The organism is Arthrobacter sp. NPDC058127 (assembly GCF_042884555.1).
Classification (GTDB): domain Bacteria; phylum Actinomycetota; class Actinomycetes; order Actinomycetales; family Micrococcaceae; genus Arthrobacter.
The window spans coordinates 37299-54870 of sequence record NZ_JBHVTT010000010.1; the positions used below are offsets into that span (position 1 = coordinate 37299).

18 protein-coding genes are annotated in these 17572 nt (G+C 64.4%); 9 read left to right on the forward strand and 9 right to left on the reverse strand.

The features are described from left to right. Positions 1 to 39: 39 nt before the first annotated feature. Together ACFVTG_RS14250 and ACFVTG_RS14255 are read left to right on the forward strand one after the other, a co-directional pair. Positions 40 to 279, forward strand: a complete 240-nt coding sequence (locus ACFVTG_RS14250) for a heavy-metal-associated domain-containing protein (protein WP_390281405.1) — start codon at positions 40 to 42, stop codon at positions 277 to 279. 8 nt (positions 280 to 287) lie between these two features. After that, positions 288 to 2897: a heavy metal translocating P-type ATPase gene (locus tag ACFVTG_RS14255; RefSeq protein ID WP_390281407.1), complete on the forward strand. Its 2610-nt coding sequence runs from the start codon at positions 288 to 290 to the stop codon at positions 2895 to 2897. 171 nt (positions 2898 to 3068) lie between these two features. Here the strand turns inward: ACFVTG_RS14255 and ACFVTG_RS14260 are convergent, their stop codons facing one another. Together ACFVTG_RS14260 and ACFVTG_RS14265 are read right to left on the reverse strand one after the other, a co-directional pair. Further along, the gene (locus tag ACFVTG_RS14260) at positions 3069 to 3341 is read right to left on the reverse strand and encodes a DUF2277 domain-containing protein (protein ID WP_234752874.1); all 273 of its coding nucleotides are present in this window, start codon (positions 3339 to 3341) and stop codon (positions 3069 to 3071) included. A gap of 105 nt (positions 3342 to 3446) precedes the next feature. Beyond that, positions 3447 to 4478, reverse strand: a complete 1032-nt coding sequence (locus ACFVTG_RS14265) for a DMT family transporter (RefSeq protein WP_284751058.1) — start codon at positions 4476 to 4478, stop codon at positions 3447 to 3449. 70 nt (positions 4479 to 4548) lie between these two features. Between ACFVTG_RS14265 and ACFVTG_RS14270 the strand changes: the two genes are divergently transcribed. After that, on the forward strand, positions 4549 to 5097 hold the full coding sequence (locus ACFVTG_RS14270; protein ID WP_390281409.1) for a CGNR zinc finger domain-containing protein: 549 nt from the start codon (positions 4549 to 4551) through the stop codon (positions 5095 to 5097). 131 nt (positions 5098 to 5228) lie between these two features. Here the strand turns inward: ACFVTG_RS14270 and ACFVTG_RS14275 are convergent, their stop codons facing one another. The 3 genes from ACFVTG_RS14275 to ACFVTG_RS14285 form a co-directional block, all read right to left on the reverse strand. Next, positions 5229 to 5579, reverse strand: a complete 351-nt coding sequence (locus ACFVTG_RS14275; RefSeq protein WP_284751056.1) for a hypothetical protein — start codon at positions 5577 to 5579, stop codon at positions 5229 to 5231. A gap of 67 nt (positions 5580 to 5646) precedes the next feature. Continuing rightward, a complete protein-coding gene (locus ACFVTG_RS14280) occupies positions 5647 to 6201 on the reverse strand; it encodes a hypothetical protein (RefSeq protein WP_390281412.1) in 555 nt (184 codons plus the stop codon). A 9-nt stretch (positions 6202 to 6210) separates the two neighbouring features. Continuing rightward, a complete protein-coding gene (locus tag ACFVTG_RS14285) occupies positions 6211 to 7554 on the reverse strand; it encodes an MATE family efflux transporter (protein WP_390281414.1) in 1344 nt (447 codons plus the stop codon). A gap of 40 nt (positions 7555 to 7594) precedes the next feature. Between ACFVTG_RS14285 and ACFVTG_RS14290 the strand changes: the two genes are divergently transcribed. From ACFVTG_RS14290 to ACFVTG_RS14300, 3 genes are all read left to right on the forward strand, one after another. Further along, entirely contained in the window at positions 7595 to 8164 is a 570-nt protein-coding gene (locus ACFVTG_RS14290) for an antibiotic biosynthesis monooxygenase (protein ID WP_284751053.1), read from the forward strand. Positions 8165 to 8317: 153 nt separating this feature from the next. Then, on the forward strand, positions 8318 to 8752 hold the full coding sequence (locus ACFVTG_RS14295; RefSeq protein ID WP_284751052.1) for a DoxX family protein: 435 nt from the start codon (positions 8318 to 8320) through the stop codon (positions 8750 to 8752). Positions 8753 to 8943: 191 nt separating this feature from the next. Beyond that, positions 8944 to 9912, forward strand: a complete 969-nt coding sequence (locus ACFVTG_RS14300; protein ID WP_284751051.1) for an acyl-CoA thioesterase — start codon at positions 8944 to 8946, stop codon at positions 9910 to 9912. 90 nt (positions 9913 to 10002) lie between these two features. Here the strand turns inward: ACFVTG_RS14300 and ilvD are convergent, their stop codons facing one another. Then, the gene (ilvD, locus tag ACFVTG_RS14305; RefSeq protein WP_390281418.1) at positions 10003 to 11871 is read right to left on the reverse strand and encodes a dihydroxy-acid dehydratase; all 1869 of its coding nucleotides are present in this window, start codon (positions 11869 to 11871) and stop codon (positions 10003 to 10005) included. A gap of 77 nt (positions 11872 to 11948) precedes the next feature. Between ilvD and ACFVTG_RS14310 the strand changes: the two genes are divergently transcribed. Next, a complete protein-coding gene (locus tag ACFVTG_RS14310) occupies positions 11949 to 12776 on the forward strand; it encodes a helix-turn-helix transcriptional regulator (RefSeq protein ID WP_284751049.1) in 828 nt (275 codons plus the stop codon). A gap of 56 nt (positions 12777 to 12832) precedes the next feature. On the opposite strand, the gene dnaB is transcribed toward ACFVTG_RS14310, so the two are convergent. Beyond that, complete coding sequence (gene dnaB, locus ACFVTG_RS14315; protein ID WP_059388830.1) at positions 12833 to 14215, reverse strand: replicative DNA helicase; 1383 nt, start codon at positions 14213 to 14215, stop codon at positions 12833 to 12835. A gap of 628 nt (positions 14216 to 14843) precedes the next feature. On the opposite strand from dnaB, the gene ACFVTG_RS14320 reads away from it, so the two are divergent. Next, positions 14844 to 15323 (forward strand): hypothetical protein, encoded by a 480-nt coding sequence (locus tag ACFVTG_RS14320; RefSeq protein ID WP_390281421.1) that lies wholly within the window; start codon positions 14844 to 14846, stop codon positions 15321 to 15323. 3 nt (positions 15324 to 15326) lie between these two features. Next, entirely contained in the window at positions 15327 to 15902 is a 576-nt protein-coding gene (locus tag ACFVTG_RS14325; protein ID WP_390281423.1) for a hypothetical protein, read from the forward strand. A 29-nt stretch (positions 15903 to 15931) separates the two neighbouring features. Here ACFVTG_RS14325 and ACFVTG_RS14330 read toward each other — a convergent pair whose 3' ends face one another. Both ACFVTG_RS14330 and ACFVTG_RS14335 read right to left on the reverse strand, forming a co-directional pair. Then, positions 15932 to 16558 (reverse strand): FMN reductase, encoded by a 627-nt coding sequence (locus ACFVTG_RS14330; protein WP_390281425.1) that lies wholly within the window; start codon positions 16556 to 16558, stop codon positions 15932 to 15934. Between the two features lie 98 nt (positions 16559 to 16656). Next, positions 16657 to 17508 (reverse strand): PhzF family phenazine biosynthesis protein, encoded by an 852-nt coding sequence (locus ACFVTG_RS14335; protein ID WP_390281427.1) that lies wholly within the window; start codon positions 17506 to 17508, stop codon positions 16657 to 16659. Positions 17509 to 17572 lie beyond the last annotated feature (64 nt).

Consider the following 17572-nt stretch of genomic DNA (forward strand, 5'->3'; position numbering starts at 1 on the left):
ACTCACCACACCATTCAACTCACTACCAAGGAGCACGCCATGGGCCACACCGCCACCATCCAGACGAACGTCAGCGTTTCCGGAATGACCTGCGGGCACTGCGTTTCCGCAGTGAGCGAAGAAATTGAGTCCTTGACGGGAGTGGAGAATGTCGAGATCGATCTGAATGCCGGCGGAATCTCCACCGTCACCATCACCTCAACCCAGGAATTGTCGCCGTCCGAAATCGGCGAAGCCGTCGCCGAAGCCGGCTACCTGGTAGTCGCCAACGAGGCGTAGGGGCCAATGTGAGCAATCACGACATCCTCCACCAAACGGGCACGCGCATCATCGAACTCGACATCGAGGGAATGACGTGCGCATCGTGCGTGGCCCGCGTAGAGCGGAAACTGGGCAAGCTCGACGGCGTGGAGGCTTCCGTCAACCTCCCCCTCGAATCAGCCCAGGTAAAAGTCCCGGACAACGTCACCGACCAACAGATCGTGGACACCGTAAACGCAACGGGCTACAAAGCCTGGATCCGCGAATCCCGGCCCAGCCCGTCCATCGCCCACGCCCACGATCGCGAAACCGACATGCTCGGCGCGCTCGCTCCTTCGTCGCTTAGACGCGCGCTGCCGCATACCGGCCCCGCGATCGAGTCCAGCACCGAAGGCAGCACCGGTGGCTGCGGCGCTGTAGAACATGACCGCAGCAATAGCGCGCCGGAACATGACCACAGCGACGGTGCCGGTGTTATGCGGCAGCGTGCGTCTAAGCTGGGCCCACGCCGGCAGGGTTCCCTGGCCGAGCTTGCGAGGTTAGGGGGCCGGTGGGGCGGAACGACCGAGCACGCCGAGCATGCGGCCCGTGGCGCCGCGGCAGGCGGCCACGGTGACCACGGCGACCACATGCACCACGGCCCCGCGTCCCGGCAGCTAAAGCCGAGACTGATCGCCGCTGCCATACTGACGGTCCCGGTCTTCGCGATCTCGATGATTCCAGCCCTGCAGTTCCCGCAATGGGGTTGGGTCGCCGCTGCACTGGCTCTTCCCGTGGTGACGTGGGCTGCCTGGCCCTTCCATCGTGCGGCCGCCATCAACGCGCGCCATTTCGCCTCGACCATGGACACGCTCGTCTCGATTGGTGTCCTGGCCGCGTACCTCTACTCTGCGTGGCAGCTCGTTGCCAACCCCATGATGACTGAACACCCCGGCATGGAGTCCATGGGAGGCGTGAGCGGCGGGCTGTACTTCGAAGTTGCGGCTGTGGTCACCACGTTCCTGCTGCTGGGCCGTTATCTCGAGGCCAACGCCAAAGCGAAGGCCGGCGATGCCCTCAAGGCCCTGCTGAACCTTGGAGCCAAGGACGCAACGGTGCTGCGCGACGGCGTCGAGCACAAGATCCCGGCCGAGCAACTCGTGGCGGGGGACATCTTCGTGGTCCGCCCGGGCGAGAAGATCGCTACTGACGGCGTAGTGACGGGCGGTGAATCCGCCGTCGACGCGTCGCTGATCACCGGCGAATCCATGCCGGTGGAGGTCGGACCGGGAAGCCAGGTCACGGGCGCCACGATCAATACTTCGGGCCGTTTGTTGGTCCGCGCGACCCGCGTCGGTTCCGACACGACGCTGGCGCAAATGGGGCGGCTGGTCAGCCAAGCGCAGACGGGCAAAGCCCCGATTGCACGGCTCGCCGATCGCATCAGCGCCGTGTTCGTTCCGGTCGTGCTGGTTATCGCCGTCGTTACCTTCGTATTCCGGCTCGCCCTGAGCGGGGACCTCAACGCCTCGTTCACTGCTGCTGTGGCGGTCCTCGTGATTGCCTGCCCGTGTGCGCTTGGGCTCGCGACACCCGTTGGCCTCTTGACCGGGACCGGTCGGGGCGCGCAGCTCGGCATCCTCATCAAGGGTCCACAGGTGCTTGAAGATACGCGCACGGTGGACGCCATCCTGTTGGACAAGACCGGAACCGTCACGAGCGGAAAGCTGGCCGTCGGACATACCCTGGCCTTGAACGGCCACTCCCCCGCCGACGTCCTGGCTCTCGCCGGCGCAGTCGAGGCAGCGTCGGAGCACCCCATCGCCCACGCCATTGCCGCCGCAGCCAAGTCCGCAATGCCCGACGCCGGCCCCCTCCCCGCCGTGAAGGACTTCAGTTCCGCCCCGGGCGGCGGAGTCCGGGGAACGGTTGCGCTGAACGGAGCAGGGAATGGCGCTCGTCGGACGGTCGTGGCCGGCAGGACCGGCTGGCTGGAAGACAACGGAATCTTCCCCGACGATGCACAGCGCCGGGCCCTGGCCACTGAGGAAGCTGGTGGGGCTACCGCCATCTGGGTTGCTGTGGACGGGGAGCCCGCCGGGATCGTGTCGCTAAGGGACACTGTCAAACCCGGTTCGGCGGCAGCCATCGCAAAGCTCAAGGAACTCGGGATTCGCCCTCTGCTGCTGACCGGAGACAACGCCGCCGTCGCCGCCCAAGTGGCCACCGCCGTCGGGATCTCCCCGGAAGACGTATTCGCGGGAGTCCTGCCGGAAGGCAAGGTGGACGCGGTGCGGAAACTCCAGGCCCAGGGTTCCACTGTGGCCATGGCAGGGGACGGAGTCAACGACGCCGCTGCGCTGGCGCAAGCCGACCTTGGCATAGCCATGGGATCGGGTACCGACGTTGCCATCGAGGCCTCGGATCTGACCGTGATGGGCAGTGACCTCGGCCAGCTGGTGCAAGCCATCGAGCTGTCCCGGAAGACCCTCACCACCATCAAGACAAACCTGTTCTGGGCCTTCTTCTACAACGCCATCGGTATCCCGGTGGCAGCCCTTGGTTTGCTCAACCCGATGATCGCCGGTGCGGCCATGGCTGCGAGCTCGGTCCTGGTGGTCGCGAATTCACTACGGTTGCGCTCCTTCGCAAAGTAGCCCCCACCGCCACCGTGGGCCCCACCCAACTGATCCCCACCGCCACCCTCGCCTCGCAAGCTCGGCCAGGGAACCCTGGCGGCGTGGGCCCACGCAGTTGTTGTCGTTATCCGGCGTGAAAACGGCAACAACTGCCAGTTAGTTTGGGGGAAGCTAGCAGTTTGGGGGAAGCTAGGCCGTTCCGAAACGAACGGCTGCCCGGGCCCTGGCTTTTGCCGCCTCCTCGTCGCGGTTGCGCGCTGGCGCATGGGTCACGAGGGAATCGAGCAGGTGCTGGGTGATGTGCGCGATCTCATGGACAGCCTCGGCGAACGCTTCCTCGTTGACCTTCGAGGGCTTCGTCGTGCCACTGATCTTGCGCACGTATTGCAGGGCTGCGGCTTCCACCTCCGCAGAGGTGGCTCGTGGCTCAAAATTGTGGAGGGTGTGAATGTTCCGGCACATATCAACATGCTAGGCCCCGCTCTCCCGTGCCGGGACCCCTTGAAGCGATATCTGAGCCCTGACAAAGGTCCTGAAGTCGTAGCTGCGGGACCACCGGAGATTGTTTCAGAGCACCCTCTCCGAGGGAACCGGCTCGACGTCGTTCGCGTGGTCAAGCTCAAGGGCCGTGTGGTCTTCGCCGAATCCGGCGGCATCGCGCTTGTCAGCCCGTAGCTCGTCGATTCGCACCAGAACCACCCCGCACACGATGAGTGCCCCGCCCACGAGCTGGATGGCTCCGGGCAATTCGGCCAGGAGAAGCCAGGCCCACACGACGGCAAACAACACCTCCGTGAGCGAGACAAAGGAAGCCACCTTGGAACCAAGGCTTCGGGCAGCCATGATCCCCGTGACGTAAGACAGCACGGTGGACAGGATGACGAGGCCGGCGATCGAGACCCACCACGGCGTTGTCCACGGCCCGAGTTGCGTATCCGCGGTGGCGAAAGTCATGGTCAGCAGACCGGTCCCGCCGGCAATCCAGATAAGGATTGAACCTGCCATGAGACCGCCTGCGGCCAGCACGATGGGCGGCAATGTGTCGTTCTGCTTGGCGGTGATGAAGAAGTAGATGACCAGGCAGACGGCTGCGGCCATGCCCCACAGGACGCCAATGAAGTCCACCTTCACAGAGCCGGTGAGATCAAGCACCAGGACGAGCCCGCCGAGGGAAAGCAGCGTTCCAATAGCGGTGAGGGCCCGGGGGCGGCGTCGGCTCGCGACCCAGAGCCACAAGACGATCATGGTTGGCGCGAGATATTCGAGCAGGAGGGCGACACCCACGGACAGCTTGGATACCGCGTTGAAGTAGAAAAGCTGACACCCGGCGACGCCAATCACGCCGAACAACAGGATGGTGAGCCAATTGTCCTTGAGCTGGTGCCAACGGCCCCGGAGAGCGACGACGGCCGGGATCACCAAGATGAGTGAGGCACCGCTCAAGCGGATGGCAACTGCCGCGCCGGGGGTCCACCCGGTTTCCAGGAGCGACTTGGCGAACGAGCCGGACAAGCCGAAAACAGCTGAGGAAAAGAGCGCGAGCCCCAGGCCCGACGCCATGAAGCCCGCAGCACCAGCCCGGTTTGTTGCAGCTGACACAGCAGCCTCCTGTCAGGAGTAAAATGGGTTACGCTGCTGACAATACCCCCGAGAGATGTAAGGAGTCAAAGTGCTTTTTGCACCTGACACTGAAGTGGCGCTTCGAACCGTGGTCAATTTGATCAATACGGCCGCCAACGGGACCGAATCCCTCACGGGTGCCGCCGAGCTCCACGCCTTCCTCGACGCGGAAGAATTCACGGGGACCAGGGAGGGAACCGAGGCGGAATTGGCCAGCGTGAAGCGCCTGCGGAGCCAGTTGGCTTCCCTGTGGACAGCGGACGAGGACGCGGCCGCAAAGACCGTCAACCAACTCCTCACCGACGCGCGTGCACTTCCCCAGCTGGTCAAGCACGACCATTGGGATTGGCACTTGCACGCCACCACTCCTGAAGCGCCCCTCGCGGAACGCATGGGGACGGAGGCTGCCATGGCACTCGTCGACGTCATCCGCAGCAAGGAAATGGACCGCCTGCGGGTGTGCGCGGCAGACGATTGCGACGCGGTTGTGCTGGACTTGAGCCGCAACCGTTCCAAGCTCTATTGCGATACCGGCAACTGCGCCAACCGAACCCACGTGGCCGCCTACCGGGCCCGGAAGGCCTCAGGTACGGAGTGAGCCGGCGCGAGCGTCACGCGGAGCAACTTTTCGGGGCGCACGACGGCGGCCTGCCGCGGGTTTCCGGGGTCGCCGGGGTCGCCAGCCGGCAAAAAGTTGCGTGGCGTGACGGGATACGAGGCTAGGACGGCCTAGTCGGCGTCGGGGGTTTCCGTCTCGCTGCCCGCATGGGGGGCCGCAGAACCGTGACCCTGGCCCGGCTTCCTGGAACTCAGGTTGACGCCCGAGCCCTTGCCGAGGTGCTCGGCGTTTTCCTTGTGGCTCATGGAAAGCATTGCGGCGAGGACAAGGCTCACAATGAAGGCGATGCCGGCGCCGGTAAAGGCGAGGTCAAAGCGCGGAGTCCGGGCGCTCCCGCCGGAGGCGAAAATCAGCACGGCGAAAAAGATCACGACGCCCCAAAACGCGGAGAACATCAGCGGTCCCTTAACCGAGGTCCGCATCTTGCGCGGCTCTCCTGGTTTTTGGTCAGCCAAGGTCATTCCTCCAATGTGGGTGTTGGCGCCGTTCGCGCCTTGAAAGTTCTACGAAGGGTAGAACGTACGACTACTAGTTTACGGCCTCAGCGGAGGGGCTTCGCCCATCGTGCCGCAGGCTCAGCCCGGACAGCACCCACAAGACTCCCGAGATGATGGCGCCACCGCCGGCAACACCGAGAAGCGCGTGCGCTCCAAGGCTGATGAAGAACGGCAACGCAACGGCGGTGCCGATGCCCACCACACCGGAAATGATCCAGTCGCGGGCAAGCACATGGTGTCTGCGCTGCCGGAATCCCTGGACCAGCTCAAACACCCCGAGCACCAGCAACCCTACGAGCGCGGAAACGCCAACCCCCGTGTCGGACTGCGTAATCAAGGCACCCACCCCTGCCAGGCCAACGACGACAGCCGCGGCCGCCGGAACACTCGCAGCCAGGAACGCGCCGCCCGCGGTTGCGAGCAGGTAGAGCCCTGTAGCCCAGGCCAGAACATGAACGGATGGTGAGCCCCAGAAGACGGTCACGGCTCCAAACACCAGCGCAGCACCGGCGCGGAGAAGTACGGGCTTCCAGAGTCCGGTTGCTGAAGGCGTGGATGAAGTCGCTGAAGAGGTGGGGAGAGTCACCAGTCCAGTTTAGTGCGAACCGAGGACCATCCATTTGTCAGAGCGGGCGCGCAGCCCCAGCGTGACCCCGCGGGCCATCATGTAGCCCAGCGCGAACGTGACCCAGAGCCAGACGAGCCCCGCCGCGCCGTCGGGCTTTGTCACGTGGACTGCCACCAAGAGCGGCAGATAGACCGCGAGGTTCACGACGCCGGCAATCGCCAGGTAGCGGGCATCGCCCGCACCGATCAGGACGCCATCCAGGACGAAGACGTAGCCGCCGAGAGGCTGCCCGACGGCGAGCACCCACAGTGCCGCGGTGAGCGCGGACTGGACGCTGGCGTCGGAGGTGAAGAGGAAGCCCGCCCACGGAGCGGCGACCGCGAGGAGTACACCGGTCACGACGCCGAAGCCCACACCCCAGCGGATCATCGTGCGGGTGAGATCGCGCGCCCGAGCCGGACGGGCGGCGCCGAGTTCCTTGCCGATGAGGGCCTGCGCAGCAATCGCCAAGGCGTCCAGGGCGAAGGCAAGGAAGGAGAAAATGGTCATCGCGAGCTGGTGCGCGGCGAGGTTCACGGATCCTTGGGAAGTGACCACCAGGACGGTGGCCAGGATAGCCAGGCGCAGGCTGAGGGTGCGGAGCATGAGCCATGAACCCACGGAGGTCATCGTGCGGATTCCGCGCCAGTCCGGTCGCAATGAAACGCCGTGGCGCCGGGCATTCCGTCCCACCATCACCAAATAGACGGCAGCCATGGCCCATTGCGCAATGCTGGTACCGATAGCTGACCCCGCCACGGATAAATGCAGCCCGTAGACGAGGGTCCAGTTCAGGGCGATGTTGATGGCGAAGCCCGCTGTTGCGACCACCAAGGGGGTGCGGGTGTCCTGTAGTCCGCGCAAGACGCCGGTGCCAGCGAAGATCAGGAGCATGGCTACGAGTCCTGGCATCGACCAGCGCAAGTACTCGACGGCATATGCCTGCACCTCGCCACCGGCTCCAAGCAGCCCGACGAGCGGCTCGGCCGCGAGGAAACCAGCCACGGCCAGGACGGTGCCTAGCAACAAGGCCAGCCAGACGCCGTCGCGACCTGCGGCCAGCGCTTTGGCGAGCTTTCCGTCCCCGATCGCCCGGGCCACGGCAGGAGTTGTCGAATATGCCAGAAAGACCATGAGTCCGACGGCGGTGTACAGCAGGGTGGAGGCCAGCCCGACGCCGGCAAGTTGAGGGACGCCAAGGTGGCCCACAATGGCCGAGTCGGCCAAGAGGAAGAGGGGTTCGGCGATGAGCGCCCCAAAGGCGGGGACAGCCAGGCGCAGGATCTCGCGGGAAGTGGAGGGCGTGGTGGGACGGGTCACTGTTTGGGGCACTTTCCCAGCCTAGCGGGGCACCGGCGAGTAGATTGTTGAGGTGTCGCTCCAGCATCCCATCACCGTTTCCGTCGCCCGCACCATTACTCCCGGTTACACGCGCCAAGCCAACGCATGGGCCCACGCAGGCCAGGAACTTGCCCGGGAATGGCCCGGCTACCTGGGTTCAGGATGGGTGCGAACGGCGGCCGATTCCGATGAATGGCACATGCTCTACCGCTTCGCCGATGCTGAAACCCTGCAGGCTTGGGAGGAATCCGAGGAGCGCCGATGGTGGATCGAAAGCGCCACTGAGCTCATGGAGGTCACGCGGGTGGAGCGCCGTTCCGGAATCGAAGGATGGTTCTCGCAACCCGGCGACGTGAACCTCGCCGTCCCGGAGACGGTGGTGCCGCCGCGATGGAAGCAGGCCGTCAGCATCTTCCTGCCGTTCTTTCCCTTGAGCCTGCTGGCCAATTTCCTGCTGCACCCCTTGGTCCTGGGCTGGCCGCTGGTTCTCCAGGTTCTGTTGAACATCTGCATCCTGACGCCGCTCATGGTCTACATTTTCCTGCCGGTCACCACCCGCCTCCTGAAGCCCTGGTTGGAAGCGAAGCGCAAGGGCCGGTAGGACCTGCCGGGACTGCGGAGGCGGTCTCACTGCGTCACGCTTGTTTGACACTTCAAGCAAAGTCGGAAAGGCTTGAGTTGAAGCTTCAACAAATTGACTCCGGTCTTGGGAGCTTCGCGACAGCCAACCGCTACCCGAAAACGGTGCAAAAACATGAACCAGTCCACCCTGACCAACACAGCCCTTACCGTCCTGCGCGTCATCGTCGGCTTCATCTTCGCCGCGCATGGCTGGCAGAAATTCAATGAGTTCACCATCGCCGGCACACAGGCCGCCTTCGGCAAGATGGGCGTTCCTGCCGCCGACGTCGTGGCCCCGATCGTGGCAAGCATCGAACTTGTCGGAGGCATTGCCCTCATCGCGGGCGTGCTGACGCGCATCTTCGCCGCTCTCCTTGCACTGGATATGCTCGGTGCCCTGTTCCTGGTCCACGCCCCGGCCGGCCTGTTTGCCGACAAGGGCGGATACGAACTCGTCCTGGCCCTCGCGGCCGCAGTGGCGGCCGTGGCCCTGACCGGCGCCGGACGGATCTCCGTCGACGCCGCCGTCTTCGGCCGGAGGGGTTCCAAGCTGCGCATTCTCGCCTAGGATCGCGTGCGCTGCTTCGCCGGCGACACCCAATTGCGCCGGCGATGCCACAAAGGGCTGGCGACTCCCGAATTCGGGCGTCGCCAGCCCTTTTGCATGTCACGGACCCATTTGCGCGTCGCGGAGCCGTGTGGGCGTCGCCGGCCCGTCATACAGCGCGCCGGCATCCACCCCGTCGATACACTCACGTCATGAGCGAGCTCCCCTCCCACTCCGTCACGTTGCGGTTCCTTGCTTCCCCCACCGACGTCGGACACAGCGGGTCCGTCGACGCCGGCACAGTCCTTGAGTGGGTGGACAAGGCCGCGTACGCGGCAGCTGTTGGCTGGGCGAAGTCCTATTGCGTCACGGCATACGTGGGCAACATCCATTTCGCCGACCCCGTGAACAGCGGGGACATGGTCGAGGTGGAAGCGACCATCGTCTACACGGGCCGCTCTTCCATGCACATCCGGACCATCGTGTCCTCCGGCGACCCCAAGGGCGGCCCGGCCACGATGCGCAGCCAGTGCCTGGTGATCTTCGTTGCGGTCGGTCCCGACGGCCGCCCGGTTCCAGTCCCCCAGTTCGAGCCAGCGACGCCGGAGGAAATCGAGCAGCGCAACAGCGCCCTCGCGCGAATCGCCGTGCGGGAAAAGATCGTCGAAGCCATGAACGCGCAGGAATATACCGACGCCGGCACGGCCGAGCGCGTTGTTCTCCGCTTCATGGCAGCCCCCACCGATGTGAACTGGGGCGGGAAAGTCCATGGCGGCATCGTCATGAAGTGGATCGATGAGGCCGCCTACGTCTGCGCTTCCCGCTATTGCGGCAAGGACACCGTGGCCGTGTTCTCCGGCGGCGTGCGCTTCTACCGACCACTGTTGATCGGCGACGTGGTGGAAGTCGAAGCCCGCCTCGTCTACACAGGCCATAAAGGCATGCATATTGCGGTCCATGTGCGCTCCGGAAACCCCAAGACCCGCGAGATGAACCTGACCACCTATTGCCTCACGGTCATGGTGGCCAGGGACAAAACCGGCACGTCCGTTCCGATCCCACCCTGGGTTCCGGAAACCGACGAGGATCGTCGCCTTCACGCCCACGCCCGCGAACTGCTGGAGATCCGCGGAAGGGCTCCCGGAAACCGGATGCCCGACCATTTGCTCAACGGCAGGTAGGCGACGCCCAACACCGTTCCATGGCGAAGTGCCCTAAGGTGCAGTGGCCACCCCCAGCGGTGGCCATTGCACCTTACGGACTGCCGGTTACTAGCGGCTGATAGCCGCAGGTACTGATTCCAAGGGCACGTGCCGCACGGCTCCCTTGTCCGCCGAAAGCGCGAACGCCGCGTATGCGCGCAGCGCTGGCGAGACAGCGCGTTCGCGGTTGCGCGGCCGGTAGCCTGTGGTCGCCTCAAGCAGTGCGCGACGGCGGTCAAGCTCGTCGTCGGGCACCTCAACAGTGATCGAGCGGGCGGGAATGTCGATGGAAATCGTGTCGCCGTCCTCGATGAGGGCGATCGCTCCCCCTGCGGCGGCTTCGGGAGAGATGTGGCCGATCGATAGCCCGGAGGTCCCCCCGGAGAATCGTCCGTCGGTGATGAGGGCGCACTTCGCCCCGAGCCCGAGACCCTTCAGGAATGACGTCGGGTAGAGCATTTCCTGCATGCCAGGGCCGCCGCGCGGGCCCTCGTATCGAATGACGACGACGTCGCCCTCGACGATTCGTTTGCTCAAGATTGCCTCCACGGCGTCATCCTGCGATTCGAAAACCACGGCGGGGCCGGAGAAGCGGAAGATCGACTCATCCACGCCGGCGGTCTTCACGACGCATCCATCGAGCGAGATGTTGCCTCGGAGCACGGCCAGGCCGCCTTCCACGGTGTGGGCGTTGGCGATCGAGCGGACGCAGCCGTTCTCGGCGTCGGTGTCCAAGCTCTCCCAGCGCTCCGACTGGGAGAAGGCCGTAGCGGAGCGGACACAGCCGGGAGCCGCGTGGAAGAGTTCGGTGGCCTCGTCGCTCGCCTGGCCGCCGCGGATGTCCCAGGCGTCCAGCCAGGAGCGCAGGTCTGAGCTGTGCACGGAGCGTACGTTGTGATTGAGCATCCCGCCGCGGTCCAGTTCGCCCATGATGGCTGGGATGCCGCCGGCACGGTGGACGTCTTCGATCAGATAGGTGCCGTTGGGCGCCACCTTGGACAAGCACGGGGTGCGGCGCGAGATGGCGTCGATGTCCTCGAGGGTGAAGTCCAGTTCGGCTTCCTGGGCAGCGGCGAGCAAATGCAGGATGGTGTTGGATGAGCCGCCCATTGCGATGTCCATGGTCATCGCGTTCTCGAACGCCTCGCGGTCCGCGATGGACCGGGGCAGAACGGAATCGTCGCCGTCGAAGTAGTGCGCGTTGGTGATGTCGACGATGGCTTTGCCCGCGTCCTCGTAGAGGTCGCGGCGGGCGGTGTGGGTGGCGAGCGTCGTGCCGTTACCCGGCAGCGAGAGCCCGAGCGCCTCGGTGAGGCAGTTCATCGAGTTGGCAGTGAACATCCCCGAGCAGGAACCACAGGTGGGACACGCGTTTTCTTCCAAGGTGAGCAGATCGGCGTCAGAGACGCTTTCGTCCACGGAGTCGGCGATCGCGGAGATCAGGTTCAGGCGCTTGCGCACGGTGCCATCGACCAGGACGGCGGTGCCACCCTCCATCGGCCCCCCGCTGACAAAGACCGTGGGAATGTTCAAGCGAAGCGCGGCCATCAGCATGCCGGGGGTGATCTTGTCGCAATTCGAGATGCAGATGAGCGCGTCGGCACAGTGGGCGTTGACCATGTACTCGACCGAATCGGCGATCAGTTCGCGGGACGGCAGCGAGTAGAGCATGCCGCCGTGTCCCATGGCGATGCCGTCATCCACGGCGATGGTGTTGAACTCGCGCGGGATGCCACCCGCCTCGATGATGGCGTCGGAGACGATGCGTCCGACTGGCTGAAGGTGCGTGTGTCCGGGGACGAATTCGGTGAAGCTGTTCGCGACGGCGATGATCGGCTTTCCGAAGTCGGACCCTTTCACACCGGCGGCACGGAGCAAGGCTCGTGCGCCGACCATGTTGCGGCCGTGGGTGACTGTTCGTGAACGGAGTTGAGGCATCTCACCAGTCAATCAGCCGAATAGCGGGGGTTGAAGACGCTCTTGGTACTAGTAGTGGCAGTGCTAGATTTAGTGGAATGAGTGAGGAGCGCAGGCGGGAGTTGGGCCAATTCCTGCGCGACAGGCGAGGAAACCTGGTGCGGGCGGAGTTGGGGTTGCCGCCGATTGGACGGAGCCGCACCCTCGGGCTTCGCCGCGAAGAGGTCGCTTCGTTCGCCGCGGTCAGCGTCACTTGGTACACCTGGCTCGAACAGGGCCGCGAAATCAATGCCTCCCGGCAGGTGCTCGAGGCGATTGCGCGAGTGCTTGGCCTCACCGGTGCCGAGAAGTCCTACCTGCTGGCATTGGGCGGCTACGCCCCCGTGCCCGATGCCGAGGTGGCAGTGATCGAGGAACCTCCGGCGCACGTGAAGCGGCTGCTCGACTCTGTTGACTTCCCCGCCTTTGCAGTGGCCCCGGACTGGGGGATAGCCGGCTGGAACCGCGCCTATGCCGGCCTGTATTCGCGAATCGCCGCCGTCGACCTGGCCGACAGAAACCTCTTGTGGCTGATCTTCACAGACCCGCACCTGCGCGAGATGCTGCCCGATTGGGAAGAGACGTCACGCCATTTTGTAGCCGAGTTCCGGGCGGAGGCAGGTGCCCGGCTCGGCTCCGCCGCCCACACCACGCTGATCAACCGGCTGATCGAGGCCAGTCCGGAGTTCGCGAAACTCTGGGCGGACCGCGGCGTGGAGCGCTTCGCGTCCAGGCAGCGCGTGTTCCTGCATCCCGCGGTCGGCGAACTGGTCTTTGAGCAGCACCGTCTGGCGCCCTCGGATGCGCCGGAGCTGCACCTTGTGATGTACGCACCGGTACCGGGCACGCCTACGAGTGATCGGATGCGTGCGCTGGTGGAGGGCTAGCGTCCGTCGTTCCGGGTTCGCCGGACACCCTTTACCTAGTCGGCGGCCGCTACCCCCTAGAACCCGCCGCCGCCGGTCTCGCCCGCCATATTGGCGAAGCGGGAGTAATGGCCCTGGAACGCAACCACGATGTCCTTGGTGGGACCGTTACGGTGCTTGGCGATGAGGATGTCGGCTTCGCCGGCGCGAGGGGATTCTTTGTCGTAGACGTCCTCGCGGTGAAGCAGGATGACCATGTCGGCGTCCTGTTCGATGGAGCCTGATTCACGGAGGTCCGAGACCATGGGCCGCTTGTCCTGGCGCTGCTCGGATCCACGGTTGAGCTGCGAGAGCGCGATGACCGGAACTTGGAGCTCCTTGGCCAACAGCTTGAGGGCACGCGAGAATTCCGAGACTTCCTGCTGGCGGGATTCCACCTTCTTGCCGGAGCTCATGAGCTGCAGGTAGTCGAGGATCACCAGTTTGAGGTCGTGCTGCTGCTTCAGGCGGCGGCACTTGGCCCTGATTTCCATGAGGGACATATTGGGGCTGTCATCAATGAACAACGGGGCGTCGTTCATGCGACCCATGGTGGTGGCGATCTTGGACCACTGCTCGTCCTTGATGGTGCCCTTGCGAAGGTCCTGGAGGCCAATGGTGGCCTCCGCGGACAGCAGGCGCATCGCGATTTCATTGCGTCCCATTTCCAAGGAGAACATCACGGTGGCGAGGTTGTTCTTGATGGCAGCGGAACGGGCGAAGTCAAGCGCGAACGTGGATTTACCGACGGCGGGGCGCGCGGCGATGACAATCATCTGGCCCGGGTGCAGACCATGGGTGAGCTCATCGAGTTCGTAGAACCCGGTGGGGACGCCCGTCATGCCCTCTCCGCGGTGGCCGGATGCCTCGATCTCGTCAACGGTGGATTCCATGACGTCCTTGAGCGCCACGTAGTCTTCCGCGGTGCGGCGTTCGGCCACGGCGTAGATCTCGGCCTGGGCCTGGTTGACGAGGTCTTCCACCTCTCCGTCCTGGCCGTAGCCCATCTGGACGATCTTGGTGCCGGCGTTGACGAGCCGGCGCAGGACGGCGCGTTCGGCAACGATCTCAGCGTAGTAGCCTGCGTTGGCCGCCGTGGGCACGGTCTGGATGAGCTCGTGCAGGTAGGCGGGGCCGCCGATCCTGTTGATCTCGCCGCGCTTGGTGAGCTCATCGGACACCGTGACGGCGTCAGCGGGTTCGCCGCGGCCGTAGAGATCGATGATGGACTCATAGATGGTTTCGTGGGCCGGACGGTAAAAGTCATGGCCGCGGACAATCTCCACGACGTCCGCAATGGCGTCCTTGGAGAGCATCATGCCGCCGAGAACCGATTGCTCAGCAGGGATGTCCTGCGGCGGTTTGCGGCTGGCGTCCGATGTCCGGCCGCCCTCGATCGAATCCAAGTGCGTAACTGACAAGCCGTCCTCCATTGTGTACCGCGGCAGATAACTGTTCCCGGCGGTGCGGTTGGCCACTGCCCCGGTGTGGGTTGCTCCGACCGCGCCGATTATGCCGGCTGGTCCAAACTGTTCCGTAGGGCACCGACAATTTTGGGTTCCCCGGGATTTCCACAACTTATCCACAGACAGGTCCGCGGGCGCGCTGCTTTTCGACGGCACCAGGGTGCCGTCCACAAGAAACAGGGGTTTTCCAAGTACCTAAAGCAGGTACTCAGCCACGTTAGCCCTGCTTTTCCGAGGCACCAAGCCGGGCCTGTGGATAAAGTGTGGAATACATACCCCTACTTGTGCACAGTCTGTGCATGACCCTGTGGAAAGAGAAATTCTTTTTATGGCAAATAGCCTCTGAACTGGGAAAACGTTCTTCACGCCATGTGGATCAAAAGTATTTTCTTCCACGGATCATCCACAGGCCGATACACGCAATCCACAGTCCACCCCTCGTCCAATGGCCCAAAGCGGGATAAATATGCCAAAAATGTGATACTCCCCACAATCGATCCCAAAATTTGACAGACGGCTCTCAGAAGCTATGCCAAAGCAGGAATGTGCTGTGGATAACCGCGTTCTGGCATAAGCTCTAGGTATGGGTTTCACCATTGGGGATGTACTGCTGGTCGCAATGCCCGTTGTCATCCTTGTGGCTGTGATTTGGGCCCTGACGGCGGCATTCAAGCCACGCAACCCAGGGTTGTCCGACGCCGAGCGCTATCAGCGGGAACTGGCCGCCCGCTCGGCAGCCCACCAGGCGGCCCAAGTGCAGGCGGCGACGGCTGCAAGGGCCCGCATCGATGCATCCACAAGGCCCAGCCAGAATGCGCAGCAACAGTCCCAGCAGGACAGCCAGTCGCGGGCAGCGCTGAGGGCGCAAGTCGGGGCCAGCCCGGGAGTCGGCCAGGCCGGCTACAACGGTCCCATCCTGCCCAACGGGCAATTGAATCCACAGTTCGCCCTGCAATTGCAGGGCATGGTCCGCAGCGGGCAGAAGATTCAGGCCATCAAGCTCCTGCGCCAGCAAACCCACTCGGACTTGTTGACCGCCAAGAACTACATAGATCGGCTTTAGCGCATGTCATCCCTACTCGTTCCGGTCTTGATCCTGGCGGCCGTCGTCGTCGGCGTGCTGCTGATCAGCCGTGTGCTCTCCCGCCGCTCCACGGAACTCCGCGGCAATGCTGCCACGGGCAAGGCAGCCGTGGACCCTGTGGAGCTGGCCCGCGAAGCCGCCGCGAAGCTCAGCGAGGATCAACACCGCCAGCTGTATTCCCTGATCGCCCAAGGTCAGGCCATGGCGGCCATCAAGCTGTACCTCAGCGCCACCGGAGAGGGCCTGCGCGCCTCACGGGACGCCGTCGGCGCCCTTGCGGCGCACCCGCAGCCCTTCCGCAAGCCCGAACCCGCCCCGCAGGACCTCATGCCCGACGACGACGAGCCGGAGCGCTTCCCCTACCGTTACCGGGCAATCGTCAGCAAGGGCGACGTCACGCGCGAAGTGAGCAGCAACATGCTCAACGACGAGATCTACGGACGGATCCGCACCCTGGCCAAGAGCGGTGACGTCGAAGCCGCGGCGTTGGCCCTGACCAAGCATTCCGACATCAGCATGAAGCAGGCCCGGGAGTTCATCGAGCTGCTGGATGACTAGCGCAAGGAGCGGGACAGCCGAGGCTCGACCTAGCGTCCCGCGGTGATCCCTGCGAGGAGCTGCTCAAAAGGCAGTGATTCCATCGCGTCCGCCTTGCGATGCGGCTGTTCGCCGCCCAGGAGCTGGGCAAGCTCGCCCGCCGCCCGGTCCACGCGGACCGATAGCGGCGACGCGCCGTCGTCGGTGTTTCCCCAGTCCTGGGGTCCTGCGAAAACGGACGTCTGGGTAATCCGGGTGCGAAGGTAGGTGAAGAGCGGACGCATGGCGTAGTCGAGCACCATTTGGTGCCGGTCGGTGCCGCCCGTGGCGCCGAGAAGAACCGCCTTGCCGTCCAGGGACTTCGGGTCCAGAACGTCGATGAAAGACTTGAACAGCCCGCTGTAGGAGGCGCTGAAGACGGGAGTCACGGCGATGATGCCATCGGAATCCTCGACGCCGGCGATCGCCTCTGCGAGGCGCGGTGCGGCATAGCCGGTGACGAAGTTGTTGGCGATATCCACGGCCAGGTCCCGGAGTTCGATAACGTCCACCCGCACCTCGTACCCGGCATCGCCAAGCTGACGCCTGGCCGACGCGGCGAGCTGGTCTGCAAGAAGCCGGCTCGACGACGGTACGCCGAGTCCGGCGGAAAGGACGGTTATGCGGCGGGTCTCCATGGCGGTCTCCTGTTGCTAGGTGGTTCGATGGCTTCAAACCAGAGTACATGCGTTTGCATCTATACTCCCAAACTGTGGCCCCGCCCCTTTTATTCCCCCTACAGCCGCACGGTCCCCTGGATGCACATCACCGAAGTCCCGCCCACCCAGATCTCGCCGTCTTCCGCTTTGACGTGGATGCGTCCCGCCCGGCCCAGCACGGTACCCTGCGCGGCGACGTACTGCTCCGGAGCCCGGCCGCTGCCGATCAGCCACTGAGCGACCCCCGCGTTGAAGCTTCCCGTGACTGGGTCCTCCACCATTGCGTCTCCCGGAATGAATGTCCGGACTTCGAAATCGACGCCGGCACCCGGTTCGTGGGGGCCGATCACCCCAACCTTCAGATCCCCCAATGCCACGAGGTCCGGCTCAAGGCCAAGGACCTGCTCGGCCGATTCGAGCAGCACGCCGATCCATTGCGGGCCGTTGACCAGCCACGAGGCATCCAAGAGCGCGGATTGGGGCAACCGGAGTCCGGCGGCCAACTGTTCCATGATTACCTCGCCCACGGGCCCGAAACGGGTCAGCGGCGGCGCAGCGAAGGCGAGGCGGCCGCCGTCGACCTTTACCTTGACCAATCCTGCGCCGCATTCCTGGACCAGCACCCCTTCCCGCTTCGGCACGCCGCCGGCCGCCAGCCACGCGTGCGCCGAGCCGAGCGTCGGATGCCCCGCGAAAGGAAATTCCTCGCTGCCCGTGAAGATCCGGACGCGGTAATCGGCCGCAGGATCGCTCGGCGTCAGCAGAAAGGTGGTCTCAGACAAGTTGGTCCAGTTGGCAAAGTGCTGCATCTGGTCTGCGCTGAGCCCTTCAGCATCGACGACGACGGCGAGCGGATTGCCGAGGTACGGCACGTCAGTGAAGACATCCACTTGCGAGAAGGGCCTGGTGCGCATGGTTTCAAGGGTCACCGCTGCAGGCTATCAAGTTCCCCCGTCTTCCTTAGCGCGAACTGGCAGCTAATGCCCCTTACGA

What these genes read in the sequence shown, in the direction of transcription:
- ACFVTG_RS14250 (WP_390281405.1), top strand. Translation starts at nt 40, where the DNA reads ATGGGCCACACCGCCACCATCCAGACGAACGTCAGCGTTTCCGGAATG.
- ACFVTG_RS14310 (WP_284751049.1), top strand. Translation starts at nt 11,949, where the DNA reads ATGAGTGAGGAGCGCAGGCGGGAGTTGGGCCAATTCCTGCGCGACAGG.
- ACFVTG_RS14275 (WP_284751056.1), bottom strand. Translation starts at nt 5,579, where the DNA reads ATGACCTTGGCTGACCAAAAACCAGGAGAGCCGCGCAAGATGCGGACC.
- ACFVTG_RS14330 (WP_390281425.1), bottom strand. Translation starts at nt 16,558, where the DNA reads ATGGAGACCCGCCGCATAACCGTCCTTTCCGCCGGACTCGGCGTACCG.
- ACFVTG_RS14295 (WP_284751052.1), top strand. Translation starts at nt 8,318, where the DNA reads ATGAACCAGTCCACCCTGACCAACACAGCCCTTACCGTCCTGCGCGTC.
- ACFVTG_RS14325 (WP_390281423.1), top strand. Translation starts at nt 15,327, where the DNA reads ATGTCATCCCTACTCGTTCCGGTCTTGATCCTGGCGGCCGTCGTCGTC.
- ACFVTG_RS14260 (WP_234752874.1), bottom strand. Translation starts at nt 3,341, where the DNA reads ATGTGCCGGAACATTCACACCCTCCACAATTTTGAGCCACGAGCCACC.
- ilvD (WP_390281418.1), bottom strand. Translation starts at nt 11,871, where the DNA reads ATGCCTCAACTCCGTTCACGAACAGTCACCCACGGCCGCAACATGGTC.
- ACFVTG_RS14320 (WP_390281421.1), top strand. Translation starts at nt 14,844, where the DNA reads ATGGGTTTCACCATTGGGGATGTACTGCTGGTCGCAATGCCCGTTGTC.
- ACFVTG_RS14300 (WP_284751051.1), top strand. Translation starts at nt 8,944, where the DNA reads ATGAGCGAGCTCCCCTCCCACTCCGTCACGTTGCGGTTCCTTGCTTCC.